The following is a 24411-nucleotide window of genomic DNA, read 5'->3' on the forward strand; positions in this document are numbered from 1 at the left end:
AAACTATACTTACAAACAAAAGGAGCATTTGTTATGACAGTTTCATGGATTCAAGCAATCTTGCTTGGTATTTTCGCCAGTTTGTCTTCAATGCCTGGTATGGGTGGTACCAGTATCGGGAACTATACTCTTGGACGTCCTCTAGTCGGAGGGTTGATTTCAGGGTTGATCCTTGGAGATGTGACAACCGGTATCATGGTCGGGGTTGCCCTTCAAGTCGTTTATATCGCCTTGGTAACACCTGGTGGTACCGTATCTGCCGATGTGCGGGCTATCTCTTATATCGGAATTCCTCTTTCTATCTTATTTGTTCATGCCAACAATATCACGGGTGAGGCAGCAATTGCAGCGGCAGCAGCCCCTATCGGTGCAGCCGTTGGGACCATCGGTACCGTTCTTTTCTACGGTACTGCAACCATGAACTTGCTTTGGCAACACATCGGTTGGAAAGCCGTTGAAGAAGGAAACTTCAAAAAACTCTACGCAGTTGACTGGGTTTACCCATGGATTTCTCACTTCCTCTTTTCTTTCCTTCCAACGATGATTATCACCAAATACGGTGAAAACATGGTGGATTTGATGAAACAATACCTTCCAATGGATGGTTACTGGATGAAAGCCCTCTTTACAGTCGGTGCTCTTCTTCCATGTGTCGGTATTGCCATCCTCTTGAAGCAAATCGTTACAGAAGTGAGAGACTTCATTCCATTCTTTGTTGGATTTACCTTGGCAAAATCTCTTGGCTTGAACTTGGTAGCGAGTGCGGTGGTTTCATTGATCTTTGCGGTAATCTACTATGAACTTGAAGTGATTAAAACAATGAAAGTCGTCCCTGCTGGAGCAAATGACTTTGACGATGATGAGGAGGATATCTAAGATGGCTGATAAAAAGAAAATTTCAAAGAAAACGCTAACCAAAGCATTCCATCATTGGTATTATGGTCACTTGACCTGTTTCTCTCAAGAACACATGCAAACCTTTGGGTATTTGACTTCTATGCTTCCAATCGTAGAAGAAATGTATGATTCCAAAGAAGAACAAAAAGAAGCTATGCAAACCTATACTGCCTTCTTTAATACCGAACCACAACTGGGATCACTGGTTGTAGGGATTACAGCTGGTTTGGAAGAAGCGCGTGCCAATGGAGATGCAGTAGATGGCGAAACCATCAACGGGATGCGTGCTGGTCTGATGGGACCAATCGCCGGGATTGGTGACTCCTTGGTTGTTGGGACCTTAATCCCTGTACTTCTCGGGATAGCCCTTGGTCTTTCTAAAGACGGAAACATTACAGGAGCTCTCTTCTACATCGTCGTTTGGAACCTCTTGGTATACTTGGGAATGCGTTTCGCCTTCTTCAAAGGTTATCACTTAGGGGACAAGGCTGTAGAATTCCTTGTAGGACCAAAAGGACAAGCCCTTCGCAAAGCGATTAGTGTAGTCGGTGGTATGGTCATCGGTGCTGTAGCAGCGACTTGGGTCTCTGTTACAACAGCCCTCGAATTCAAAAATGCTGACGGAGAAGCCTTCCTTAAAATCCAAGAAAAGATTGATGGTGTTTATCCAGGTCTCTTAACTGCTGCCTTTATCACTCTTTGCTGGTGGTTAATGGCGAAGAAGAAAGTTTCACCAAACAAGGTCATGCTTCTTTTGGTCATCATCGCCTTGGCTGGGGTAGCTCTTGGAATCTTTGATCCAGGTCTCAAATACTAAGAGAAAACTAGAAACAGTTTATTGCAACCGGAGCATTGAGAATGAAGTATGTGACCTCCTTTACGAATACTTCATTCTCAATTTTTATTGAAGGAGGCATTTATGCACACCAGACAAGAATTAATAAAGGGGTATGAGACGGAAATTCGCTACCAACGCTATATGTTGGAAAACTTGGGTCGCTGGTTTAGTGTGCTCTTTCTCATGGCCAGTATTGGTGGACTGCTGATTTATTTCTTTCACAAAACTTCTCTACTATTTTTGATCTTAGGTAGCTTGATAGCCCTATTTGGGCTAGTAGGGATGTTGCTAGTGGGCTATGGGATGTATCGTGGTCGAGCCAACTTGCAAAAAGTCATCCAAGCTTACCAACAAAAGTTGAATTTGGTTGGCTAAAAATCGAAAGCACTTCGAAGAGATTGAGGTGTTTTTTTCTTGACTATTTTTGACCAAGTGATACAATAGAAACATGAGTTAGCACTCGATATAAAAGAGTGCTAAAATACAGGAATGGAGGAACGATATGTTAAAACCATTAGGAGACCGCGTGGTCTTGAAAGTAGAAGAAAAAGAACAAACAGTCGGCGGCTTTGTTATCGCAAAAGCAAGTCAAGCTGAAACCAAAACTGCAGAAGTCATCGCTGTAGGTGAGGGGGTTCGGACCCTCAGTGGTGAGTTGGTAGCACCAAGCGTCAAAGTCGGTGATACTGTCTTGGTGGAAAATCATGCAGGCGTTGAAGTGAAAGACGGCGATGAGAAGTACACGATTGTTGGGACTGCAAGTATTCTCGCCATTGTTGAAGCCTAAAGAATCAGAAAGGAGAAAGATCTATGTCAAAAGAAATTAAATTTTCATCAGATGCTCGTGCAGCCATGGTCCGTGGGGTGGATATCCTAGCAGATACCGTTAAGGTGACCTTGGGACCTAAAGGCCGCAATGTGGTGCTTGAAAAATCATTTGGGTCACCATTGATCACCAATGATGGGGTGACCATCGCAAAAGAAATCGAATTGGAAGACCATTTCGAAAATATGGGTGCCAAATTGGTATCAGAAGTGGCGTCTAAAACTAATGATATCGCTGGTGATGGGACAACGACTGCGACTGTCTTGACCCAAGCTATCGTCCGTGAGGGGATCAAGAACGTTACAGCAGGAGCGAATCCAATCGGTATCCGTCGTGGGATTGAAGCAGCGGTTGCGACTGCTGTTGAAGCCTTGAAAAATAACGCCATTCCAGTTGCCAATAAAGAAGCCATCGCCCAGGTTGCGGCTGTTTCTTCTCGCTCTGAAAAAGTCGGTGAGTACATCTCAGAAGCCATGGAAAAAGTGGGCAATGACGGGGTGATCACGATTGAAGAGTCTCGTGGAATGGAAACAGAGTTGGAAGTCGTGGAAGGAATGCAGTTTGACCGTGGTTACCTCTCTCAATACATGGTCACTGATAATGAAAAAATGGTGGCAGACCTTGAAAATCCTTATATCTTGATCACCGATAAGAAGGTGTCAAATATCCAGGAAATCCTTCCATTGCTTGAAAATATCCTGCAAAGCAATCGTCCGCTCTTGATTATTGCGGATGATGTGGATGGAGAAGCCCTCCCAACTCTTGTCTTGAACAAGATTCGTGGAACTTTCAATGTCGTAGCTGTTAAGGCTCCAGGATTTGGGGATCGCCGTAAAGCCATGTTAGAAGACATCGCTATCTTGACAGGTGGAACTGTTATTACAGAAGATCTCGGTCTTGAGTTGAAAGATGCGACCATCGAGGCGCTCGGTCAAGCAAGTAAAGTGACAGTGGACAAAGATAGCACAGTCATCGTAGAAGGTGCGGGTAATCCTGAAGCTATTGCCAACCGTGTAGCGGTGATTAAATCACAAATTGAAACCACCACTTCAGAATTTGACCGTGAAAAATTGCAAGAACGCTTGGCTAAATTGTCTGGTGGTGTAGCGGTCATCAAGGTCGGAGCTGCAACCGAAACAGAATTGAAAGAAATGAAACTCCGTATTGAGGACGCCCTCAATGCGACACGCGCAGCGGTTGAAGAAGGAATTGTTGCAGGTGGTGGTACGGCCCTTGCTAACGTTATTTCTGCAGTTGCATCCCTTGAATTGGAAGGGGATGAAGCAACAGGACGCAATATCGTGCTTCGTGCCTTGGAAGAACCTGTACGCCAAATCGCTCACAATGCGGGTTACGAAGGTTCGATTGTTATTGATCGCCTAAAAAATGCTGAGCTTGGAACAGGATTTAATGCTGCAACAGGTGAATGGGTCAACATGATTGAAGCAGGAATTATCGACCCAGTGAAGGTGAGCCGTTCAGCCCTTCAAAATGCAGCGTCCGTAGCGAGCCTTATCTTGACGACCGAAGCAGTGGTAGCCAACAAACCAGAACCAGCTCCAGCAGCACCAGCTATGGATCCAAGCATGATGGGTGGGATGATGTAACACACGTAGTCTAATGGATGCTGAAGCACCTCATTAGACTACGGCAAGCACTATGGTGCCTTGCCGAAGTATCTTACTAAGAAAATAAAGAAGGCATTATCGGCCTTCTTTATTTTCTGTCGTAACCTGTGTGTTTGATTGAGGCTTTGCCTCTAATCATTTGACGCCAACCGCTATCAGGCGGTTTGGCTAAACGTCTTACTAGCTTAAAGAGGTTAGCAAGTCTCCAATCCTCAATCAATCATTGGATGAACTGTCTGACGCAGTAGCTGATTGGTTTCTCCCTTCGCTTTTCCAAGCTCGGAAGAGTCCTAATCAGCCTTGCGGGGGCGAGACAACGAACGAATGATTAAAATATTCGTTCTGTCTCGCTCCCTTTTCACGTCGTAACCCCGTGTCAATTTATTAGGTGGATTTGTAGTTTACGGCAAGCACTATGGTACCTTGCCGAAGTGTCTTGCTAAGAAAACAAGGAAGGCATTATCGGCCTTCTTTATTTTCTGTCGTAATCTGTGTGCTTGATTGAGGCTTCGCTTCTAATCATTTGATGCCAACCACTATCAGGTGGCTTGGCTAAACGTCTTACTAGCTAAAAGGGGTTAGTAGAACCTTTTCAATTTTCGAATAATCATAGGACGAACGGGTTGCTTTAATCTCTTCTTTGCGGGGGCGAGAGTGCATATTTATATATATTACAAAAGTTTGTGAAATAAATATGGCTGAAGCCTGTTTTTTCTACAGATCGGTTTCCTTGCTTGACGGAACTGAGATTAATTCGATGAGGATCAGAGCAGTCATTTGAGGTGCGGGTTTTTGTTTACATATAGTGAAATCACGGGGATGATACCCTTTGAAGCAGGTAGATAGATAGTAGATATTTTGGAGTAACCTGCCTGTTCGATATTTGGAATGAAATTGCAATACAAATTCCTTTATTTTGTAACAAAGATGCGTTAAAATATAGGAAGTAGATAAATGTTCTACACTAGAGCAAGGGGGGAATACTTCCCACATACATGTCTAAAGACAAAAACTTGATCGAATTAATTAAAACTTTTTGATTCTTAATTTTTATCGACCTTTTTCATATTAAACTTTTTCATCCACCCCTTGCTAAGGCTCTTCCAGATTTTTCTGGGGGAGTTTTTTGTATTTCATAAACATTTCACATTTCTCCTTTATAATGAAAGCAACAAATGATGAAAGCGAGCCCAGTTGCTATCAATAAACTGGGGAGTCTTTCTTTTAGATGGAGGTAGGAGATGTTTCTCTTGCAACAGGCAATCGCCTATATTTCTCGAAAAAGAACGAGGAATCTGGTCCTCTTTCTGATTCTCCTCTTGATCCTCTCTTGCTTGTATTTCTGTTTTTCACTGATGCAAGTGGGAGGAAGGCTGGAGGATCATATCAAGCAGTCGGCTGGAACTAGTTTTGCCCTGACCAGTAAACAAGGGGATACTCCCTTTGCTCTGAAGGAGGCTAAAAAAGTGCAGCAATTAGCTGGGGTAGGATCCATGGTCCCACAATATGAAAGCCCCGTTCGTATTCTTGATAAAGAAGCGGTGACGGGACAGCAGTCGGTAGAGCGGGAGGATCTGGGTCAGGAAGCCAAGCAAGCGCTAGGCGCTGTCTTTACCCAGAAGACAGACCAGCACCTGGATTTCCGCAGTGGTAGTTTCCAACTGGTGCAAGGCAAGCACTTATCCGACAAGGCTCGCGGCCAGATCTTGATCCACCAAGAGTTGGCTAAGAAGAACAAGCTAAAGGTCGGAGATTCCTTGACCTTAACCAGCTTTCAGATGGGAGAGACTCCTGCCAAAGAGCAAACCTTTGAAATCGTAGGGATTTTTTCAGGTAAGAAACAGGAAAAATTTACAGGAATGACCTCTGATCTGAGTGAAAACCAAGTCTACCTCCCTTATGAGGATGCGACTAAGCTTCTAGGTCTCAGTCAGCAAGAAGTGACCCAGGTCACCTTTGGAGTCAAAGATCCTGAGAAAATCGATGCCCTCTTGAAGCAAGTCAAAAGCTTGGATCTGGATTGGCAATCTCTGCGCGTGGTCGAAGATCGCAAGGCCTTTGACCAGATGAAGGAATCCTCTCAGACCTTAGAAGGCCTGGTACGGATCATGATGATCGTCCTCCTAGTGACAGGAGCCGGTGCCCTATCGCTCTTACTCAGTCTCTGGACACGGGAGCGGATCCATGAAATCGGGGTGCTCTTATCCATTGGGAAGAGCAAGGGCCGGATCTTTAGACAGTTCCTCTTGGAGGTGGTGCTGGTATCCTTACTAGCGGTGATCCCAGCCTTTCTCATCGGACGGATGGTCAGCCATCGTTTCTTAGAGCAGTTTGTCGGAGAGACTGGTCAACAGCAGACCCTAGACTTGCTCAACCAAATCCCTCAAGGCCTTTCCTTAGGAATCGCCTATGCTAGCCTCTTGTGCTTGATCCTTCTGTCGCTCGGTGTAACTACCAGCATGATCTGGCGCAAGACCCCAAAAGAAATATTAACAAAAATGAGTTAAGGAGAAATGACACATATGTTAGAACTCAAGAATGTAGCCTATAGTTACCAAAGCTATAGTGAAGATATCCTCTCAAATGTGAACTATCAGTTCGAAAATGGGACATTTTACAGTATTATCGGTCAGTCAGGAACTGGGAAATCTACCCTCCTCTCTCTCTTGGCTGGTCTAGACAATCCCAAGAAGGGGCAGGTTCTCTTTGATGGGGAGGACATTCAGACCAAAGGGTCTAGCTACCACCGCAAGCACCATGTCTCCCTAGTCTTTCAGAATTACAATTTGATTGATTATTTGACACCACTTGAAAATGTCCGCCTGGTCAACAAACAAGCTGGGAAAGAGATTCTCTTGGAATTGGGATTGGATGAAACGCAAATCAAACGCAATGTCCTCCAACTATCCGGAGGGCAGCAGCAACGGGTGGCCATTGCGCGTGCGCTCGTTTCAGAAGCACCTGTCATCTTGGCTGATGAGCCGACGGGCAACCTAGACGAGCAGACAGCAGGTGATATCATTGCCATTTTGAAGAAATTGGCCAAGGAGCGCCAAAAATGTGTCATCGTCGTCACCCACAGCAAGGAAGTGGCAGAGGCCTCCGATGTGGTCTTGGAATTGAGTCGCCGTAGCCTCATTGAGAAGAGCAAGTAAGGAGGGAATGCTATGTTGCGAAATGCTTTTGCTTATATCACACGTAAATGGCCCAAGTCTCTCTTGCTCTTTGCCATCATTCTCCTCATGGGGACCTTGAGCTTGATCGGACTCTCTATGAAGGGAGCGACCCAAAAAGCTTCATCGGAAAGCCTGGGATCCATCACCAATAGCTTCTCCATGCAGATCAACCGCCGGACCAATCCGGGAACCCCTCGGGGAGCTGGGAATCTCAGAGGAGAAGATATCGAAAAAATCAGCCAGGTAGAGGGGATCACCTCCTCCATCAAGCGGATCAATGCCATCGCGGATATCCTAGACCACGAGATCATTGAGACCGAAGAAACCCTGCAAAATCAATCTCCAGAGCGGGCTAAGCACTTCAAGAATACCTTGATGGTGACAGGGGTCAATGACTCTTCAAAAGAAGATAAGTTTGTCTCCGGAGCCTACAAGCTGGTCCAAGGGGAGCACCTGACTGATAAGGACAAAAACCAAATCCTCATGCACGAAGATTTGGCGAAAAAGAATGGCCTCAAGGTAGGCGATAAGGTGCGCCTCAAGTCCAATCTCTATGATGCTGACAATGAAAAAGGGGCTAATGAAACCGTAGAAGTGACCATTAAAGGCTTGTTCTCAGGAAAAAACCAAGCTCCTCTAACTTACGCCCAATAATTGTATGAAGATACACTCATTTCTGACTTGGATACAGCTGCCAAACTCTATGGCAATACAGTCCAAACAGCTACCTATGAGGATGCGACCTTCTTTGCAAAAGGGGATCAGGATCTGGATAAATTGATCGAAAAAATCAAAGCCTTGGATATCCCATGGAATTACTATGATTTGGTTAAGAGCTCTTCCAACTACCCAGCCTTGCAAAAATCTATCAGCAGTATGTTCCAAGTGGCGAACTACTTGTTTATCGGTAGCCTCATCTTTGCTAGTTTGCTTCTCACCCTTCTCCTTGTCTTGTGGCTCAATGCCCGTCGCAGAGAAGTGGGTATCTTGCTGGCTCTTGGGCTTTCTAAGGTACAGATTGCGGGACAATTCGTGGCAGAATTGGTCATGATTTCCATTCCAGCCTTCCTCCTCTCCTATGGAGTCGCAGGTCTTCTTGCCAAAGCAGTAGGAGATACGGTGCTCAAAAACGTAACCAGTGGCATTGCCAAACAAATGGCTCAAGAATCCTCTGCAGCCAACCTTGGTGGAGGAGCTGAGGCGGAAAGCTTCAGTAAGACCTTGACAGATATCCATATGGACATCCAACCGAGCCAATTGTTGGTGATTGTTTTAGTCGGTGGACTTCTCTTGATTCTCGTTTCCATCCTTTCTTCTCAATGGCTCTTGCATAAGAAACCAAAGGAACTCTTGGTGGATGTCGAATAAGAGATTGTTTCCTAAAATAGAAATAGGGTATAATAGGAGGTAGAAGTTTCTTAGATAAAAAGGAAAGTGTATGAAGATACTAATCGTAGAAGATGAAGTCCTGATTCGAGAAGGGATGAGCGACTATCTCATGGAATGTGGCTATGAGGTCTTTGAAGCAGGCGATGGGCAGGAGGCCCTGGACCTCTTTCACAGAGAGACGCCGGATCTAGTCTTGCTGGACATCCAGCTTCCTATCCTCAATGGCTTGGAAGTCCTCAAGACCATTCGCAAGACCAGCTCAGTCCCTGTCCTCATGCTGACGGCCTTCCATGACGAGGACTATAAGTTGACAGCCTTTGGAGAGTTGGCAGATGGCTATCTGGAAAAACCCTTCTCCTTGTCCCTCTTGAAGGTCCGTATCGAAGCTATTTTTAAAAAGCTTCAACCTTCCCGGGTCTTCACCTATGGAGAGGCACGGGTGGATTTTGAGAGCTACACAGCCAGCCTAGCAGGCCAAGCCATTTCCATGAATGCCAAGGAGTTGGAAATCTTGGAATACTTGCTCCAGCATGAGGGCAAGGCCCGGACCCGCTCTCAAATCCTCGATGCCGTTTGGAAGGAGACAGAGGAGATTCCTTTTGACCGGGTGATCGATGTCTATATCAAGGAACTACGAAAAAAACTAGAGCTGGACTGTATCGTAACGGTACGTAATGTCGGCTATAAATTGGAGAGACCATGACCAAACGGAGTATCTTTGCAAAAATCTTTCTGATTACCTTTGCCCTTTTTAGTAGCTTAGTCATCCTTCTACATGCTTCGGTTTACTTTATTTTTCCATCGACCTATATCGAGTCCCAGCGCCAGACGATTTTGAAGAAATCGCAAGCTCTGGCTAAGAGTTTCCAGGGCCAGGAAGAAGGGACCATTGGGTCGGTCATCGACCTTTATTCCAAGACCAATGATATCAAGGTGTCTATCAAAGGAAAGCAAAAACAAAATGCCCTAGAGGTCAAGGATGACCTGCTCCTGAACCCTGATAGCCAGAACAATTCCCTGGTCATTGAAGAGAGAAAGATTCAGACCAAGGAAGGGAAAGACTTAACCTTGCAATTCTTAGCGACTATCGATTCGCAAAAGGAAGCGCGGGACATCAGTCTGGGCTTTCTTCCCTATAGTCTCCTTGCTTCCTTTGTTCTGTCGTTGATTGCCTCCTATCTCTATGCCCGCATGATTTCCGCTCCGATCCTTGAGATCAAGCAGATGACCAAGCGGATGAAACGACTGGATCGGACAGCTAGTCTTCCCATTCATTCGCAGGATGAGATTGGCGTTCTCAAGCAACAAATCAACGACCTCTATCACCATCTCCTAGAGGTAATCGACAATCTAGAGCAGCAGAAACAGGAAAATCTGAAGTTGGAGCAGATGAAGGTCGAATTTCTACGAGGGGCTTCGCATGAGCTCAAGACTCCCCTAGCCAGCTTGAAGATTATCCTAGAAAATATGCGGGATAAGATTGGCCGCTACAAGGATCGGGATCGCTACCTGTCGGTCTCCCTCGATATCGTCGATGAGATGAACCAGATCGTCCTGGAAATTCTATCTCTGTCCTCTGTCCAAGAATTGGCCGGAGACAAGGAGTGGATCCAGCTGGATCAAGTCTTAGAGCAGATTCTCGACCAGTACAAGGTCTTGGCTCAATCCCGCGCGCTCACGATTGACAATCAAATCGCTGACAAAGCAGTTTATATGGACCCAGCCATTCTGAAATTGGTCCTCTCAAATGTCGTTAGTAATGCCGTCAAGCATTCGGATGCCGGTGGAGAGATCCAGCTCCGTCTCGAAGAAGAAGGGACGTACTTGGCTGTTGAAAATACCAGCCAAGAAATGGTAGGGACAGCTGAGATGCCAATGACCGCTAGCCGCCAGAAGAAGGAAGGTGGCTTGGGACTCTTCGTGGTCCAACACTTGCTGGACCATGAAGAATTGGCCTACCAATTTGATAAAACGGCTATGGGCTTACGCTTCCGTATGGAACTGCCTAAAGATCCTCAAGAATAAAAAAATAGAGAGTGGGACAGAAATCGGTCATTCGTTAGAATTCGATTTCGTCGTCCCACCTCCGCACAGTTGAGTAGGGCTATAAAAGCTGATGAAATCAGCGTAGTAGAGCCCACTCAACCACTGCGTCTTGCTCGACAATGCAAAGACAATTGAGAGGCTAGGACTTTTGTCCCAGCCTCTTTTTGTATTTAATCAAGCTTTTCGACCTTTAGCAATTGACCATGTTTTAATTCATAAATGGTATCCACATAGGTCAGGATGGAGCGGTCATGGGTCACCATGATAGCGCTCTTGTTTTTGGATTTGACTTCTTTCCGGATCAACTGGGCGATTTCTTGTCCTCGATCTGGGTCTAGGCTAGCCGTTGGTTCATCGGCCAAAATGACCTGCGGATTTCCGATGAAGGCGCGAGCGATGGCTGCCCGTTGTTTTTGCCCACCAGACATCTGATTCGGGTATTGGTGGTAACAAGCTTCGATGCCAAGATCTGCCAACAAGGCTTTGACTTCCTCTTGGCGTTTTTTCTTGTCCTTTTCCCCCTTCAATTTGGCCACCAGTTCTAACTGGTCACCGATTTTCATATAGGAGAGGAGCTGGTGATCTTGAAAGATGAAGCCAAGCAATTCCAGGCGTTTTTGCGTCCACTGGCCTTGGTTGAGGCCAGTCAAGTCTTGGCCAGCGATAGAAATCCGCCCCTCGTCTGCTGATAAGAGTAAACCAGCGATAGCTAAGAGAGTGGATTTACCAGATCCTGAAGGGCCCAAGATCGCGACAAATTCGTTGGGTTCGACGCTTAAATTCAGTTGGTTGAGGACATGGTGCATCTGGCTGCCATCGGCGTAGGATTTTCTGATATTTTCTAATGCAATAATGGCCATCTTATTCTCCATTTCCACCAATGACTTCGATTGGATCTACTTTTTTGATTTTGACAAGGGACAAGGCACCACACAAAATAGAGGTCAGGATAAAGCTAACCGAGATGGTGAGGTTGTCTTTCAGGGTCATAAAGGAAGGGATGCTATTGGGTAAAAATGGCGCCATTATAGTTGCCAGGCCAAGACCCAGCAGTACTCCGATGAGGGAGATGATGGTGAGCTGGGATAGTTGGACATAGGTAATCTGGCTCATGGACATGCCAATGGCCTTTAGGACGCCGAACTGTTTCAACTTTTGCAAGGTCAGGATATAGAAGAAGACCCCAAGAATGGCAGAAGAAGCGAGTAGTAGCACCCACGTGATCATCCGTAGCGTCAGATTTTGAGCCTTGTAGCCAGGGATTTTATCGATCACTTGCTTCTTATCCGCCACCATTAAGTTGCTGGCTAGATCACTAGAAGGGATGCTTTTCTTGGTCACAAGGGTTTGGGCTTGCCATTGATAGCTTGGATCTGTTTTTTGTCGCATGCCTGTATAGGTCTCCGAGCTGATAAAGCCAATCTCGCTATAGCCGTATTTGGCATTTTTCGCAAAGGCCACGACCTTGAGTTTTTGCTTAGAAGTTTTGTCGATCACTTGATCGCCGACTTGGATTCCCTCATCCTCTTTGAAAGAATGGTCCAGAATGACCTCGTTTTTCTTTAGGTCGGAGATCTTGAGCTCTGTATCTTCTATGATTGGATTGAGGATTTCTTTGTCATTGTGATCGGTCGCGAAGTAGGTGATGTCCAGAGTATTGGAAACCTCTGTTTTTGAGATAGTTGCCCGCTGGATCGACAAGCCAGAATAGTCCATTCCCTCTATCTTTTGGATCTCTTCTAAATCTTTCGCCGTAATGGTTGAAAAGGGGATAATCCCTTCTGAATCCGTCGAAAGGATGTAGTGCAGGGCCCCATAGTTATCGATTTGGGCCGATACCGAACGCCCCAGTCCATTTGTTAGACCGGACAAGAATACCACCATAAACATGAGGATGGTAATGAGGAGTTCAATCAGGATAAACTTCTTGGGCTGGTATTTAATTTCATTCCATGCGATTTTCATATTCGTTCTCCTTTTAGCACGGAGGTACTCAAGTAGCTTGGCACCTAAATATACTCTACCATCATACCACAAGTGGAGGGATAATATGGGGATGGTGTTTGGTAGAGTATGAAGGAATCGGATTTGTTTACTGTATTCCATTTGTTTCTCAATTATTAATTATTAATTGTTAATGTATACAAAAAGAGATATGCTATAGACAAGCAAAAAAGCCTGACATATCAGGTTTTCTATTGAATTATTAGATGCCCCTGCAAGAAAATCTTCATTTTAGTGTAGAAGAAAATAGCAATAGACGCTTGAAATTGAGGTTTTTTTATTAATATCTTTCTTCGAATAAAAGTGATTTGAAATACAATTTGGTACAAATAAACTTCAATTTTATAAACATATAAGTTTATAAAGTATAGAATTATATGTTTCCGAAAAAGAGGCGTTTTCCGAAAACTTCTCTGTTATTTCAAATATTGTTAATAGCTCTCATATGTATCTGTTGGTTGAGATTGTCTTAAATTCAATGATATACATACAAGATAAACATAAGCGTATAAATTGACTTCTATTTTTATGTTGGTATACTGTATAGGTAGATAACTAAAGTGAACTTTTCTTTAATTAGTTCGCAAAAAGGAAGGAATTCACTATGAAAATAAAAAAACTTACAATTTCTATTGTTTCTTTAGCAAGTATTGCCCTATTAACTGCATGTTCTCAGACAGCTCAACCTGTTCAACAGACTGTTAGTCAACAACAATCCAATCAATCTGCTAAGCAAAATGCTTCTGTATCGACATCAAACAACAATCAGTCTCAAACAGATCAAAGTTCTGAATCTCCAGTAACACAGCCTACAAATATTGATGGAACTTATAACGGTGTGGATGAAGAAGACCAAATTATTCTGGTTGTGAATGGTGCAACCGGAACATGGACAGAAGTGGAACCTGATGGAGATAAAGAGGTGAAGCAAGTTACTTTTGATTCAGTAAATCAACGCATGACGATTAGTGATGATGTCAAAATTTATACTGTCAATGATAATCAAATTATAGTTGATGATCTCGATCGTGATCCGTCAGATCGAATTGTTTTAACTAAATAGTAAAAAAAGAGACTACATTAAGTTAGTCTCTTTTTCATCATTTAAATTATTTTTGGTAAAAACATATTATTCTTTCGGTGATGAGTAAACTTTGATATGGTTACCAAGTATTTTAATATTTACAGGAAGATTATCTGATTTATCACCGTCAACATCTGTTTCTAACTCAGTATCAGAAGAAATTTTAATATTTCTTGCTTTAATGTATTCGATGTGATCATTAGCCACAACATCTCCTTTTAATAAATCTGGAATTGCAGATAGTTTAGAAAGGATGGAGGCATCTTTTAAAATTAAGATATTTCCGTATCCATCTTTATTTTCATCAAATAGTTTTTTATCAGCGTAATAGTTGGATAATAAGACTAATACTTGACTAGCTTCTCCGTTATAACTTCCATTTTCAGTTTCAATACGAATATTAAACACGTCATCTTTTATGATTGACTTCATGGTATTTAAAGCATATGCGAAGATCCCAAATTTTGTTTTATCTTCTATTTCAACATTATGAATAGCTTCTGGCAAAGAACCAATGCTAAAGATATAACCAAAATAATTGTTATTAACTTTTCCAATATCAATAGTATTAGTAAAATTGAAATCCAGTTCTTCAATTGCCTGATCAATATCTTGGCTTATTCCTAATAATTTTGTGATTAAGTTGCCTGTCCCACCAGGAATGATCCCCAATTTTGGAATGTAATCTTTCTCAGCAATTCCTGAAATAACCTCATTGACAGTTCCATCTCCACCAAAAACAATTACTGCATCATAATGTTCTTTAGATGCCTTTTCAGAAAAGTGAGTTGCATCCTCAGCTTTTTGAGTAATCATTGTTTCGATATCGTCAAAATACTTTTTAGCTTTGTTTTCCAAAATTTCTTTGTAATCTAATGCCTTTTCTCCACCAGAGGTTGGATTAATAATTAACATTGCTTTTTTCATTGAGATGTCTCCAAAAATTTTCTAAAATATAGAACTGTTTTTATCCTCTTTTTACACCCTATAATTGAATAATCTAAATACTCATTAATTTTCTAGTTCCGTTTTCAACTAAGACAGCTTGAGAGTTAGTGAGAGAACAGATATCCAATGTTGGGAATTTCTCAAGGATATCGTTGGTAATTTTCTTAAATAATGGATGGGAGTCATGTGGAAGAATGTAAAAATCTATTAGCCCGAGTCCAGAGTATCCAATCTGAGAGTAGTTTTCAGGGATATGGTAAAGTGGTTCGATATAGTAGAGTTCTTTTGCGCAAATAATTGCTCCAGCAGATTCTCCAACATATAATTTGCCATCTTTCAGATGTTTCTTAATTAATTCATCAACTCCCAATCTTTTTATCTGATCAACTAGAACAAAAGTATTTCCACTGGCAAAATAAACGATATCTGCCTTTTTGAAGGCTTTTTCTATTTGATCAGAGGAGGCTGCTGATAACTCAAGATCAATAACATTAACATTCATCTCTTGCCATAATTGACGGGCAGAGTTTACGTATCCTTTATACTCTTCTTCAATTGAAGCAGTGGGGATGAAGAGTACGTTTTTTCCTTCAACTTCATCTTGTATTAGTTTTCCTGTTTTTGAAAAATTTGAACACAAAAATAATCTCATATTACTCACTTTTTCTATTAATTACTCTGACTAACCCAACCACTAGAAAGAGTTAATTAAGTGTATTTACAAATCTATATTTAAGACTTATTCAATATTGTTTTCTCTCTTATGCAAAGATAAAAACTCTTGAAGAAATAGTTTTTTAGCTTCGCCATCAGATGATGTATCTAGATCATCAATCATCATTTTTGCGACTTCTTCACGTGAACTTGTTCCATATTCTTCAAATAATCTAAAATCAATCCGCTCCTCAATATTTGTATATGGATAATGAGCGAGTAAATCGTCAATACGATGATTGAAATTATGTTCTTCCCAGAGTTCTAAAAAGACTTTTTTAGAATCTCCCAAATTAATTTCTGGAGCAATCAAACGTAAGGTATCTAAAAATCCAGCTCTGTAGCCTCTCATTTCAGCACATAGAGCAATTACTTCATCTTTATTGATTTTGGTAAGATCATCACGCATGTCCAATAAATCATTGTCTTTAAAAAGTTTCTCAAAACCTTCAAGGCGATTATTAAAATCATTAAATTTTGTATTGTCTAACTGGTTGAATGTCTCTTTAATATCCATAACTTTCTCCGTGATTCTTTATTTTACTTAATGAATAGCAGAGTGTCTATATGTTCATAGACACTCAAGAACTTGCATTTCATCAAGTATAAGCGGAATACTATGTAAGGGTTTACATATTTATATTATATGATTATTTCAGGAATCCGTCAATTTTCCACATTATTATATGGCAAAATGTATCTTTTTAAAAATGCAAAAATCTATGAGCAAGATGTTTGACTTCTTATTTCGAAGCATATATACTTATATTAACCTTAGAAAAGAAAAAGTGTTTGAACAGATATTCAATAATAATTACTTTTTTGAAAATACAAATTCGAACTTTAAATTTTTATCTTTTTATTATTGTTGAGTATTGTTTTAATTAATTTTTCCTTTCTTTGTTTTAGGAAGGAGGATGATATGCTTATATCCGCTGTTGTCGGTGGTCTTATCGGTTTAGTTGCCGGAGGGATCACTAATAAGGGAGGTTCGATGGGTGTAATTACTAAAGTCTTAGCAGGTTTAGTAGGTTCGTCTGTTGGACAATTACTATTGGGTTCTTGGGGACCTAGCCTAGTTGGTATGGCACTGTTTCCATCTATTGCGGGTGCAGTCATTGTTATCTCCCTAGTGTCGTTTTTCTTTGGTAAAAAAGAATAATATTCTTTTGTTCCCAGGAATAAATTATGATCTTTTCTAAACAAGGAGGTTATAGTTTACGCTCTATTGACGAAAGGATTCAATATGTCAAAGTCAAAAAAAATACTTTCCCTTATTTTTTGTATTTTAATCTTGACAATTTTGATTCCTATTTTGCTAGATTATCACAAAGTTAGCGGTCTCGGTCTCCACTTAGTAAATTGGAAGCGAATTTCCTTTTTGGAATTTTATTTTTCAAGATATCTTTTCTGGGGCTCCTTGGTTCTATCGGTTTTGATACTACTTTTGATGCTAGTTATACTTTTTTACCCTAAGAGGGATTTAGAAATTCAACTAGAAGAAAAAGGCGGTAAGCTGAAACTAAAAAATTCTGCTATTGAAGGATTTGTTCGTGGTTTAGTTAACGAAAATAACTTCATTAAAGATCCTAAAGTTCATGTAAATAGTCGGAAAAATAAATGTTTAGTTTACGTGGAAGGAGAAATTCTTCCGTCTGAAAACATTATCGAAAGAAGTCAATTGATTCAACAAGAAATCGCTGATGGATTAACACAGTTTTTTGGAATGAATCATGGTGTTAAGCTTGATGTTTCTGTAAAAGATTATAAGCCTAAAACACCAACTAAAAAAACTGTAAGTCGTGTAAAGTAAGGAAGTAAAAAATGGAACAGTTTAAAAAACACAAACTTCCAGTCCTATTTGGATTAGGAGCTATTATCTTAGCAACTCTAATTGTATCCGTTGGTTTATTTAAGATGTTATTTATCTTAATTTGCGCCATTTTGGGAATAGGAATTGGATTTTATTTACAACAAAAAGGACTATTTAAATAATAAAGGAGTTTCATATGTCAAACGAAAAAAATATTAAAGAAACAAACGCAAAAGTAGAAGAAGTTAAACAAACAGATGCAGTAAAAGGAGAATTGACTTACGAAGATAAAGTTATTCAAAAAATCATCGGACTTTCATTAGAAAAAGTAGATGGCTTGTTGGCTGTAGATGGAGGATTTTTCTCTAATCTAGCTGATAAGATCGTCAATACTGACCATGTTGGTAATGGAGTAAACGTTGAAGTTGGTAAAGAACAAGTCGCTGTTGACTTGAATGTAGTAGTAGAATATCAAAAGAATGTTCCTGACTTGTACAAACACATTAAAGAAGTAGTTGCATCACAAGTTTCTAAGATTACTGACTTGGAAGTTATTGAAGTGAACGTTAATGTTGTTGATATTAAAACGAAAGAACAATATGAAGCAGATTCAGTAAGCTTGCAAGATCGTGTAACTGGAGTAGTTGAATCAACAGGTGAGTTTGCATCTGAACAGTTTGAAAATGTTAAAACAGGTTTGGGAAATGGATTCTCAGCAGTTAAAGAAAAAGTTGGCGAAGGCGTAGAAGCCGTAACTGACTCTTCATCAAATGAAAAACCACGTGTTCATTAATTTGGATATTAAAAAACGTACACAAAATATATGGAGGTAAGACTATGTCTACAGAAGAAAAAGTAAACCAAGCAAAAGGTGCGATTAAAGAAGGTGTCGGTAAATTGACTGGCGACAAGAAAACAGAAAAAGAAGGAGCTGCAGAAAAAGTAGTTTCTAAAGTTAAAGAAGTCGCAGAAGACGCAAAAGATGCCGTTGAAGGCGCAATCGAAGGCGTTAAGAATATGATCAAAGGTGATGATAAATAATAGTTAATAGTTATCTTTCAATCGTAAATAGTTAATCTTATAAGCACTCTAAATTCTATAGTTTTAGCTCAATCATAGAAGTTAGGGTGCTTTTTAATCAAATGTTTTAAGAAAATGTTACTATTCTGTATGTTTTAGGGAATCTAAAAAAGATTTTTTATGATATACGCAATTGGCGATATCTCTGCGTTGCACTTATAAATTGGTGAGAAAATACACAATTTTTAATTTATTTTATGCATCAAATAAACATACATAATATAGAAGAAAGCAAAGAATTATAAAAAACATATTCAAATAAAACAGATATATAAATCAACATATAACGACATAACTCAGCATATATTTGCTGTCTTTGAAAGCGGAAACAATGCTACTATTTAGGGCTTTTGTTTTATAACTTAATATAATTTAACAAATTTAAAAAAGGCAAACATTTTAGTTGACTTGCCATAAATAATGCAGTATGATTATATTAATCTTAGAAAAGAAAGCGTTTGAATTTTTATTCAATAAGAAATTTTTAGCTAAAAATCAAAATAATAAAAACAATTAAAATGTTATATTCTTCATTCTTACTTATTGAATATTGTTTAAATAACTTTTCTTTGAGATAGAAAGGAGGCCCATTATGCTTTGGTCTATTATTATAGGAGGCCTTATCGGTCTCGTAGCGGGTGGAGTCACTAAAAAAGGTGGATCTATGGGAGTGATTGCTAATGTTTTAGCAGGTTTAATTGGTTCGTCAGTTGGACAGTCCCTTCTGGGATCCTGGGGTCCGTCTTTAGCAGGTATGGCTTTGCTTCCTTCTATTGCGGGTGCAGTTATTGTTGTTTCCGTAGTGTCGTTTTTCTTAGGGAAAAAAGAATAATGTTCTTTTTCAAGAATAAATCATAATCTTTAAGACAGGGCAAGATTATGATTTGATTATATTCATGAAAGGATTCAATATGTCAAAATCTAAGAAAATACTTTCTCTTATATTTTGTATTTTAATCTTGACAATTTTGATTCCTATTTTGCTAGATTACCATAAAGTTAGCGGTTTAGGACTTCACTTAGTTAACTGGAAGAGAATTTCCTTTTTAGGATATTATCTTTCAAGATATCTTTTCTGGGGTACCTTGGTTCTCTCAATTTTAATTTTATTATTCATGCTAGTAATCATCTTTTATCCTAAACAACATTTAGAGATAAAGTTAGAAGATGCTGGTGGTGAGCTAAAACTAAAAAATTCTGCTATTGAAGGATTTGTTCGTAGTGTAGTTAATGAAAACAACTTCATTAAGAATCCTAAAGTTCATGTAAATAGTCGGAAAAATAAATGTTTAGTTTACGTGGAAGGAGAAGTTCTTCCTTCAGATAATATTATTAAACGAACTCAGTCTATAAAAGATGAAATCGGTAATGGATTAACACAGTTTTTTGGAATGAATCATGGTGTTAAGCTTGATGTTTCTGTAAAAGATTATAAGCCTAAAACACCAACAAAAAAACTTGTGAGTCGTGTAAAGTAAGGAAGTAAAAAATGGAATGGTTTAAAAAATACCAGTATCCACTACTGTCTGGATTAGCAGGTGTTCTTTTAGCTTGCTGCATCCTGTCCTATGGGTTCTTTAAAACATTGTTTGTTTTAATCTTCGCCGTCTTAGGAGCTGGAGTTGGATATTATATACAACAAAAAGGACTATTTAAATAAAAAAGGAGTTTCATATGTCAAACGAAAAAAATGTAAACACAACAAATGTAGATAAACAAGAAGCTACTAAAAAAGTAGATGCAGTAAAAGGAGAATTGACTTACGAAGATAAAGTCATTCAAAAAATTATCGGACTTTCTTTAGAAAAAGTAGATGGCTTGTTGGCTGTAGATGGAGGATTTTTCTCTAATCTAACTGATAAGATCATCAATACTGACCATGTTGGTAATGGAGTAAACGTTGAAGTTGGTAAAGAACAAGTCGCTGTTGACTTGAATGTAGTAGTGGAATATCAAAAGAATGTTCCTGAGTTGTACAAACACATTAAAGAAGTAGTTGTATCACAAGTTTCTAAGATCACTGACTTGGAAGTTATTGAAGTGAATGTGAATGTTGTTGATATTAAAACGAAAGAACAACATGAAGCAGATTCAGTAAGCTTGCAAGATCGTGTAACTGGAGTAGTTGAATCAACAGGTGAATTCGCATCTGAACAGTTTGAAAATGTTAAAACAGGTTTAGGGAATGGATTCTCAGCAGTTAAAGAAAAAGTTGGTGAAGGCGTAGAAGCCGTAACTGACTCTTCATCAAATGAAAAACCACGTGTTCATTAATTTATAATTAAACACTTACAAATAAAAAATCATATGGAGGTAAGACTATGTCTACAGAAGAAAAAGTAAACCAAGCAAAAGGTGCGATCAAAGAAGGTGTCGGTAAATTGACTGGCGACAAGAAAACAGAAAAAGAAGGAGCTGCTGAAAAGGTAGTTTCTAAAGTAAAAGAAGTCGCAGAAGACGCAAAAGATGCCGTTGAAGGCGCAATCGAAGGCGTTAAGAATATGATCAAAGGTGATGACAAATAAGTCATAAGTACAATCGATTTTTCGTGTTAGATCAACATATTCTCTATAATTCTTTTCATATAAATTTAACAATCAGATTAAAAGGTTATAAGCCAATATAATCAAATAATCCTAAGTAATGCACTATTTCAATTTAATTGAGTAGTAACACATTTTCTCATTAGATTTAAGCGAAAAGTCGATTTTCTTTTGATATAGAATCAAATATCCACAAGATTATTTCATAATTAAAATTTAAAGATATTACACATGGAGGTAAGACTATGTCTACAGAAGAAAAAGTAAACCAAGCAAAAGGTGCGATCAAAGAAGGTGTCGGTAAATTGACTGGCGATGAAAAAACTGAAAAAGAAGGAACTGCTGAAAAAGTAATTTCTAAAGTAAAAGAAGTCGCAGAAGACGCAAAAGATGCCGTTGAAGGCGCAATCGAAGGCGTTAAAAATATGATTAAAGGTGACGACAAATAATAGTTAATGGTTATCTTTTAATGACAACTAGTTAATCCCTAATAACGCATTCTAAATTCTATAGTCTTAGCTCTACTATAGAGGCTAGAGTGCGTTTTTGATTCCGTTTTCTTAATTTTCTATTGTAATAGATATTTAATGCTAATTTGTTAGAATATAAGCGATTAAGGAGGTGTTACAATGAATAAAATAATGACTCTACTATTTTTGATGATTTTGAGTTTGCCTTTAGTTGCATGCTCTAATCAAAGTAACCAGACTTTGGATGGCGAATATTATTGGGTTAATGAATCTCGAAATGAACGAGCATTTACTATTTCAGGAAATAAGGGAACACTTGATAGTAGTGTTGCTGATAACTTTGTAATCGATCAAAAGAATGAAACAATTGAGCTGATGGGTTCTCAAATGTTAAATCACACAACAAGTTATACATATAAAGATGGTGTCTTTACTGTAGATATATCCGGTGTGGAACGTGATTATTATAAGAAAGACAGTGAGGCTTATAAGAAGGCATTGAAGGAATTAGATGATGATTGAGGACAATGTTTAATTTCCTTTTCTAGTCATAGTTTAACGCTTATTCTGTACAAGGATTAAGCGTTTTTTATTGTGTATCTCCTTGGTCGAGAATTGACTCTCAGTTATCCTAGTGTGTACTAAATCTGACAAAATTGACAAAATTACATAAATTTGATATAATAACTTTATATAGGTGTTGGAAGTGAATTATTAAAACTAATAATATCCTATAAATCACAAGCGAACCTTGTTGCTTGCAGTTGCTTATAAAGTAGAACAAGTTGAATAAATAGAAAGTGAGAATACTATATGAGAATAACAAGTTTTAGAGATATGGACACCACTGAAGATTTTGAATTTGTAGATGAAAAAATGAGTGAGTATTTCCGTTGGGGAATTGCTGATTTCTATTCGCTTCAACAAGCAACCTATTGGATCGGGGATATCTTGAGAAAAGAACCCAGCGCTAATTTTGAAGTAAGAGCACGAGTTTCAGAAAGTGATGATGTAGATGAATATGAAAGAATCGTGTTATACGAAGGTGATCAGTGTTTTGATTCTTGGTTCTTAGAAGAGAAAGCAAGCTTTATGGCACCATATTCTATGGTACTATTTCTCAATAAGGATACAAATGTGGCCTATGCTATCGAGAAAAATGAATTTGATGAGCCTGGACATGTGAAGTATTTGTGTGAGATAAGAAAATAAATAAGAGAGTTGGAAAACTCTCTTATTTATTTTTCAAAACCTTTTGATAAGAAGAAAGCGACCGACCATAATATAGTTATGGAAATCAAACACAATAAAATACTTGTATTACTATTTATGAATCTCTTCTTGATTGTGCTGGTTTTATTACATACCCAAGAATGTAATAAAGCAGTATGAGCAGATAATGTTTTCCTAGAAGCATTTACTTTTTCTGCGGATTTATTTTCATCAAAAGAGTCTCAGGCTATAGAAGAAGAGCAGTATATGGTCATACACTACAAGAGAAAATAAATGAAGAATTTGATAACGTTAGAAAACTTTTATAATTATTTGGTACAAAAAACAAAATGACAAACAAAAAAGCCTGATATATCAGGCTTCCTGTTGATTTAGATGCCCCCTGCATGAATTTGGGAGGCTTTTTCACCTTGAAAGAAATTAAAAATATTGAAATATAAGTGATTTTCGGAAGATAATTAAAGAGAATTTAAATGCAATTATTTCAAAATGGGGCAAAAGTGGGGCAAAAAATGAATGTAAAATACGGGCATGCTTCTTTATTAGATTGCTTCAAAAACATTATCCTTATTATCTTTCCTTTAGATACTTAAATGCGCATGAGACTGTTATTCTTCTTGTTAAGTAGTCTCTGATATATATAAGTTGTGGTATACTAGAGGCAGAGTTAAACGTGAATAGGAAATTAAATCGGAGGAAAACATGCTAGAAAACTTTATAAAAGTGGCAGATATGCCCCAAGAAGTCATTGAAAAGTATAAGGATCAAGTCCCTGCTGAGTTAGTTCAAATTTGGCAGGAGGATGGTCTAGGAACCTTCTTAGATGGTTATCTAAAAGTCATCAATCCAGATGATTATCTTGAACTTCTCCGAGATAGCTATTTCAGAGGAGATATCGCTTTTCCTATGTTCGTAACAGCATTTGGTGATATTATTACCTGGGAAAAGAATACCTATGTGGGAATTGTCCAATATAATATTCAAGATTTGGATATTATGATTAAGCGTATGGATCGTTTCATAGAGTATGTTGATGATGAAGATTTCAAAGACGATTATTTCGATATTCCACTCTACAAAAAAGCTGTTGCCAAACATGGTGAATTGGCCTACGATGAGTGTTTCGGTTTTGTCCCGCTCCTGGTATTAGGAGGCTTTAAAGATGTGGATCATATGGATAAAGTCAAAGTCCGGGAGCACATTTACCTCATGTACCAACTCACAGGCGGAGTATTTGACGATTGATAAAAAAGAACCACCCTCGCGGTGGTTCTTTCGATGAAAACGGGGGGTTAGATAACCAGAGAGTCTTTGGATGAGACTCGCTTATTTTGTGAATATAAAAATTTTTGGTACAAATTTTGGTACAAAAAACAAAATGACAAACAAAAAAGCCTGATATATCAGGCTTCCTGTTGATTTAGATGCCCCCTGCATGAATTTGTAAGAACTTTTCATATTGAAAATAAACAAAAATGTTGAAATATAGCTGATTTTAGGGAAATACTTTTAGGTATTTTCAATGTCAGGATTTAAAAATGGGGCAAAAGTGGGGCAAAAACAAATTAACGAAAAAAATATCGAGTTCGTGCATCAAGTAAATGATAAATTGCAAGAATAAGTGCAACATTTACTCGAACTCATCCTCTAGAGCTTCACTAGCAGTTCTGTAAGCTAAACATTTTCGTGGTCGGTGATTGATATCATATAAAGCCTTGGTTC

Annotated in this window: 29 protein-coding genes and 1 pseudogene; 25 read left to right on the forward strand and 5 right to left on the reverse strand. The window is 39.1% G+C overall.

Translation table 11 applies throughout. The features are described from left to right. The first annotated feature begins 33 nt into the window (after positions 1-33). The 10 genes and pseudogenes from EL081_RS01200 to EL081_RS01245 all read left to right on the forward strand — a co-directional run bounded on the left by EL081_RS01200 (position 34) and on the right by EL081_RS01245 (position 10779). Positions 34-876: a PTS mannose/fructose/sorbose/N-acetylgalactosamine transporter subunit IIC gene (locus EL081_RS01200; protein ID WP_006595111.1), complete on the forward strand. Its 843-nt coding sequence runs from the start codon at positions 34-36 to the stop codon at positions 874-876. Continuing rightward, complete coding sequence (locus EL081_RS01205; protein ID WP_040803176.1) at positions 860-1714, forward strand: PTS system mannose/fructose/sorbose family transporter subunit IID; 855 nt, start codon at positions 860-862, stop codon at positions 1712-1714. The genes EL081_RS01200 and EL081_RS01205 overlap by 17 nt, the downstream gene beginning before the upstream one ends. Positions 1715-1816: 102 nt before the next feature. Then, a complete protein-coding gene (locus tag EL081_RS01210; protein WP_126403682.1) occupies positions 1817-2110 on the forward strand; it encodes a DUF202 domain-containing protein in 294 nt (97 codons plus the stop codon). 127 nt (positions 2111-2237) lie between these two features. Further along, on the forward strand, positions 2238-2522 hold the full coding sequence (groES, locus tag EL081_RS01215; protein ID WP_006595108.1) for a co-chaperone GroES: 285 nt from the start codon (positions 2238-2240) through the stop codon (positions 2520-2522). 23 nt (positions 2523-2545) lie between these two features. Next, entirely contained in the window at positions 2546-4168 is a 1623-nt protein-coding gene (gene groL / locus EL081_RS01220) for a chaperonin GroEL (RefSeq protein ID WP_126403683.1), read from the forward strand. A 1262-nt stretch (positions 4169-5430) separates the two neighbouring features. Then, positions 5431-6696, forward strand: coding sequence for an ABC transporter permease (locus tag EL081_RS01225; RefSeq protein ID WP_126403684.1), 1266 nt, complete (start codon positions 5431-5433; stop codon positions 6694-6696). Positions 6697-6711: 15 nt separating this feature from the next. After that, positions 6712-7344 (forward strand): ABC transporter ATP-binding protein, encoded by a 633-nt coding sequence (locus EL081_RS01230; RefSeq protein ID WP_399553597.1) that lies wholly within the window; start codon positions 6712-6714, stop codon positions 7342-7344. Between the two features lie 12 nt (positions 7345-7356). After that, a pseudogene (locus tag EL081_RS01235) lies at positions 7357-8733 on the forward strand (ABC transporter permease). 70 nt (positions 8734-8803) lie between these two features. Next, on the forward strand, positions 8804-9457 hold the full coding sequence (locus EL081_RS01240) for a response regulator transcription factor (protein WP_048790036.1): 654 nt from the start codon (positions 8804-8806) through the stop codon (positions 9455-9457). Continuing rightward, positions 9454-10779 carry a sensor histidine kinase gene (locus tag EL081_RS01245; protein WP_126403685.1) on the forward strand — a complete coding sequence of 442 codons (1326 nt, stop codon included), beginning with the start codon at positions 9454-9456 and terminating at the stop codon, positions 10777-10779. The genes EL081_RS01240 and EL081_RS01245 overlap by 4 nt, the downstream gene beginning before the upstream one ends. A gap of 191 nt (positions 10780-10970) precedes the next feature. Here the strand turns inward: EL081_RS01245 and EL081_RS01250 are convergent, their stop codons facing one another. Together EL081_RS01250 and EL081_RS01255 are read right to left on the reverse strand one after the other, a co-directional pair. Continuing rightward, positions 10971-11660 carry an ABC transporter ATP-binding protein gene (locus tag EL081_RS01250; RefSeq protein ID WP_048691574.1) on the reverse strand — a complete coding sequence of 230 codons (690 nt, stop codon included), beginning with the start codon at positions 11658-11660 and terminating at the stop codon, positions 10971-10973. A gap of 1 nt (position 11661) precedes the next feature. Next, positions 11662-12765: an ABC transporter permease gene (locus EL081_RS01255; protein ID WP_126403686.1), complete on the reverse strand. Its 1104-nt coding sequence runs from the start codon at positions 12763-12765 to the stop codon at positions 11662-11664. Between the two features lie 643 nt (positions 12766-13408). On the opposite strand from EL081_RS01255, the gene EL081_RS01260 reads away from it, so the two are divergent. Then, positions 13409-13867, forward strand: a complete 459-nt coding sequence (locus EL081_RS01260; RefSeq protein WP_126403687.1) for an SP_0198 family lipoprotein — start codon at positions 13409-13411, stop codon at positions 13865-13867. 66 nt (positions 13868-13933) lie between these two features. Here EL081_RS01260 and EL081_RS01265 read toward each other — a convergent pair whose 3' ends face one another. From EL081_RS01265 to EL081_RS01275, 3 genes are all read right to left on the reverse strand, one after another. Then, positions 13934-14815 carry a diacylglycerol/lipid kinase family protein gene (locus tag EL081_RS01265; RefSeq protein ID WP_126403688.1) on the reverse strand — a complete coding sequence of 294 codons (882 nt, stop codon included), beginning with the start codon at positions 14813-14815 and terminating at the stop codon, positions 13934-13936. Positions 14816-14888: 73 nt separating this feature from the next. Next, positions 14889-15488 (reverse strand): Type 1 glutamine amidotransferase-like domain-containing protein, encoded by a 600-nt coding sequence (locus EL081_RS01270; protein ID WP_126403689.1) that lies wholly within the window; start codon positions 15486-15488, stop codon positions 14889-14891. An 87-nt stretch (positions 15489-15575) separates the two neighbouring features. Next, positions 15576-16067 carry a hypothetical protein gene (locus tag EL081_RS01275; RefSeq protein ID WP_126403690.1) on the reverse strand — a complete coding sequence of 164 codons (492 nt, stop codon included), beginning with the start codon at positions 16065-16067 and terminating at the stop codon, positions 15576-15578. Positions 16068-16472: 405 nt separating this feature from the next. On the opposite strand from EL081_RS01275, the gene EL081_RS01280 reads away from it, so the two are divergent. The 14 genes from EL081_RS01280 to EL081_RS01345 all read left to right on the forward strand — a co-directional run bounded on the left by EL081_RS01280 (position 16473) and on the right by EL081_RS01345 (position 23934). Then, positions 16473-16712 carry a GlsB/YeaQ/YmgE family stress response membrane protein gene (locus EL081_RS01280; protein WP_048789863.1) on the forward strand — a complete coding sequence of 80 codons (240 nt, stop codon included), beginning with the start codon at positions 16473-16475 and terminating at the stop codon, positions 16710-16712. 84 nt (positions 16713-16796) lie between these two features. After that, complete coding sequence (gene amaP / locus EL081_RS01285) at positions 16797-17363, forward strand: alkaline shock response membrane anchor protein AmaP (RefSeq protein ID WP_126403691.1); 567 nt, start codon at positions 16797-16799, stop codon at positions 17361-17363. Positions 17364-17374: 11 nt separating this feature from the next. Further along, complete coding sequence (locus tag EL081_RS01290; protein ID WP_048789865.1) at positions 17375-17545, forward strand: DUF2273 domain-containing protein; 171 nt, start codon at positions 17375-17377, stop codon at positions 17543-17545. 14 nt (positions 17546-17559) lie between these two features. Next, the gene (locus tag EL081_RS01295; RefSeq protein ID WP_126403692.1) at positions 17560-18156 is read left to right on the forward strand and encodes an Asp23/Gls24 family envelope stress response protein; all 597 of its coding nucleotides are present in this window, start codon (positions 17560-17562) and stop codon (positions 18154-18156) included. 44 nt (positions 18157-18200) lie between these two features. Beyond that, positions 18201-18404 (forward strand): CsbD family protein, encoded by a 204-nt coding sequence (locus EL081_RS01300; RefSeq protein WP_048789255.1) that lies wholly within the window; start codon positions 18201-18203, stop codon positions 18402-18404. 631 nt (positions 18405-19035) lie between these two features. After that, entirely contained in the window at positions 19036-19275 is a 240-nt protein-coding gene (locus EL081_RS01305) for a GlsB/YeaQ/YmgE family stress response membrane protein (protein ID WP_126403693.1), read from the forward strand. 79 nt (positions 19276-19354) lie between these two features. Then, positions 19355-19921 carry an alkaline shock response membrane anchor protein AmaP gene (gene amaP / locus EL081_RS01310; protein WP_126403694.1) on the forward strand — a complete coding sequence of 189 codons (567 nt, stop codon included), beginning with the start codon at positions 19355-19357 and terminating at the stop codon, positions 19919-19921. 11 nt (positions 19922-19932) lie between these two features. Then, entirely contained in the window at positions 19933-20103 is a 171-nt protein-coding gene (locus tag EL081_RS01315; RefSeq protein WP_126403695.1) for a DUF2273 domain-containing protein, read from the forward strand. A 14-nt stretch (positions 20104-20117) separates the two neighbouring features. Then, positions 20118-20717 carry an Asp23/Gls24 family envelope stress response protein gene (locus EL081_RS01320; RefSeq protein WP_126403696.1) on the forward strand — a complete coding sequence of 200 codons (600 nt, stop codon included), beginning with the start codon at positions 20118-20120 and terminating at the stop codon, positions 20715-20717. A gap of 47 nt (positions 20718-20764) precedes the next feature. Beyond that, entirely contained in the window at positions 20765-20968 is a 204-nt protein-coding gene (locus EL081_RS01325; protein ID WP_048789255.1) for a CsbD family protein, read from the forward strand. A 263-nt stretch (positions 20969-21231) separates the two neighbouring features. Beyond that, positions 21232-21435 (forward strand): CsbD family protein, encoded by a 204-nt coding sequence (locus EL081_RS01330; RefSeq protein WP_126403697.1) that lies wholly within the window; start codon positions 21232-21234, stop codon positions 21433-21435. 180 nt (positions 21436-21615) lie between these two features. Then, positions 21616-21978, forward strand: coding sequence for a hypothetical protein (locus EL081_RS01335; RefSeq protein WP_126403698.1), 363 nt, complete (start codon positions 21616-21618; stop codon positions 21976-21978). 291 nt (positions 21979-22269) lie between these two features. Next, the gene (locus EL081_RS01340; RefSeq protein ID WP_126403699.1) at positions 22270-22668 is read left to right on the forward strand and encodes a hypothetical protein; all 399 of its coding nucleotides are present in this window, start codon (positions 22270-22272) and stop codon (positions 22666-22668) included. 723 nt (positions 22669-23391) lie between these two features. Next, positions 23392-23934: a T6SS immunity protein Tdi1 domain-containing protein gene (locus EL081_RS01345; protein WP_126403700.1), complete on the forward strand. Its 543-nt coding sequence runs from the start codon at positions 23392-23394 to the stop codon at positions 23932-23934. Positions 23935-24411 lie beyond the last annotated feature (477 nt).

This window comes from Streptococcus viridans (assembly GCF_900636365.1).
GTDB classification, from domain to species: domain Bacteria; phylum Bacillota; class Bacilli; order Lactobacillales; family Streptococcaceae; genus Streptococcus; species Streptococcus viridans_A.

Coding starts and splice junctions, on each gene's coding strand:
- EL081_RS01200 (WP_006595111.1), top strand. CDS start 34: ATGACAGTTTCATGGATTCAAGCAATCTTGCTTGGTATTTTCGCCAGT.
- EL081_RS01335 (WP_126403698.1), top strand. CDS start 21,616: ATGAATAAAATAATGACTCTACTATTTTTGATGATTTTGAGTTTGCCT.
- EL081_RS01300 (WP_048789255.1), top strand. CDS start 18,201: ATGTCTACAGAAGAAAAAGTAAACCAAGCAAAAGGTGCGATTAAAGAA.
- EL081_RS01265 (WP_126403688.1), bottom strand. CDS start 14,815: ATGAAAAAAGCAATGTTAATTATTAATCCAACCTCTGGTGGAGAAAAG.
- EL081_RS01295 (WP_126403692.1), top strand. CDS start 17,560: ATGTCAAACGAAAAAAATATTAAAGAAACAAACGCAAAAGTAGAAGAA.
- EL081_RS01275 (WP_126403690.1), bottom strand. CDS start 16,067: ATGGATATTAAAGAGACATTCAACCAGTTAGACAATACAAAATTTAAT.
- EL081_RS01225 (WP_126403684.1), top strand. CDS start 5,431: ATGTTTCTCTTGCAACAGGCAATCGCCTATATTTCTCGAAAAAGAACG.
- EL081_RS01260 (WP_126403687.1), top strand. CDS start 13,409: ATGAAAATAAAAAAACTTACAATTTCTATTGTTTCTTTAGCAAGTATT.
- amaP (WP_126403694.1), top strand. CDS start 19,355: ATGTCAAAATCTAAGAAAATACTTTCTCTTATATTTTGTATTTTAATC.
- EL081_RS01340 (WP_126403699.1), top strand. CDS start 22,270: ATGAGAATAACAAGTTTTAGAGATATGGACACCACTGAAGATTTTGAA.
- EL081_RS01315 (WP_126403695.1), top strand. CDS start 19,933: ATGGAATGGTTTAAAAAATACCAGTATCCACTACTGTCTGGATTAGCA.
- EL081_RS01230 (WP_399553597.1), top strand. CDS start 6,712: ATGTTAGAACTCAAGAATGTAGCCTATAGTTACCAAAGCTATAGTGAA.
- EL081_RS01345 (WP_126403700.1), top strand. CDS start 23,392: ATGCTAGAAAACTTTATAAAAGTGGCAGATATGCCCCAAGAAGTCATT.
- EL081_RS01290 (WP_048789865.1), top strand. CDS start 17,375: ATGGAACAGTTTAAAAAACACAAACTTCCAGTCCTATTTGGATTAGGA.
- EL081_RS01250 (WP_048691574.1), bottom strand. CDS start 11,660: ATGGCCATTATTGCATTAGAAAATATCAGAAAATCCTACGCCGATGGC.
- EL081_RS01280 (WP_048789863.1), top strand. CDS start 16,473: ATGCTTATATCCGCTGTTGTCGGTGGTCTTATCGGTTTAGTTGCCGGA.
- EL081_RS01240 (WP_048790036.1), top strand. CDS start 8,804: ATGAAGATACTAATCGTAGAAGATGAAGTCCTGATTCGAGAAGGGATG.
- EL081_RS01245 (WP_126403685.1), top strand. CDS start 9,454: ATGACCAAACGGAGTATCTTTGCAAAAATCTTTCTGATTACCTTTGCC.
- groES (WP_006595108.1), top strand. CDS start 2,238: ATGTTAAAACCATTAGGAGACCGCGTGGTCTTGAAAGTAGAAGAAAAA.
- EL081_RS01205 (WP_040803176.1), top strand. CDS start 860: ATGAGGAGGATATCTAAGATGGCTGATAAAAAGAAAATTTCAAAGAAA.
- EL081_RS01270 (WP_126403689.1), bottom strand. CDS start 15,488: ATGAGATTATTTTTGTGTTCAAATTTTTCAAAAACAGGAAAACTAATA.
- EL081_RS01330 (WP_126403697.1), top strand. CDS start 21,232: ATGTCTACAGAAGAAAAAGTAAACCAAGCAAAAGGTGCGATCAAAGAA.
- EL081_RS01255 (WP_126403686.1), bottom strand. CDS start 12,765: ATGAAAATCGCATGGAATGAAATTAAATACCAGCCCAAGAAGTTTATC.
- EL081_RS01210 (WP_126403682.1), top strand. CDS start 1,817: ATGCACACCAGACAAGAATTAATAAAGGGGTATGAGACGGAAATTCGC.
- EL081_RS01320 (WP_126403696.1), top strand. CDS start 20,118: ATGTCAAACGAAAAAAATGTAAACACAACAAATGTAGATAAACAAGAA.
- groL (WP_126403683.1), top strand. CDS start 2,546: ATGTCAAAAGAAATTAAATTTTCATCAGATGCTCGTGCAGCCATGGTC.
- EL081_RS01305 (WP_126403693.1), top strand. CDS start 19,036: ATGCTTTGGTCTATTATTATAGGAGGCCTTATCGGTCTCGTAGCGGGT.
- amaP (WP_126403691.1), top strand. CDS start 16,797: ATGTCAAAGTCAAAAAAAATACTTTCCCTTATTTTTTGTATTTTAATC.
- EL081_RS01325 (WP_048789255.1), top strand. CDS start 20,765: ATGTCTACAGAAGAAAAAGTAAACCAAGCAAAAGGTGCGATCAAAGAA.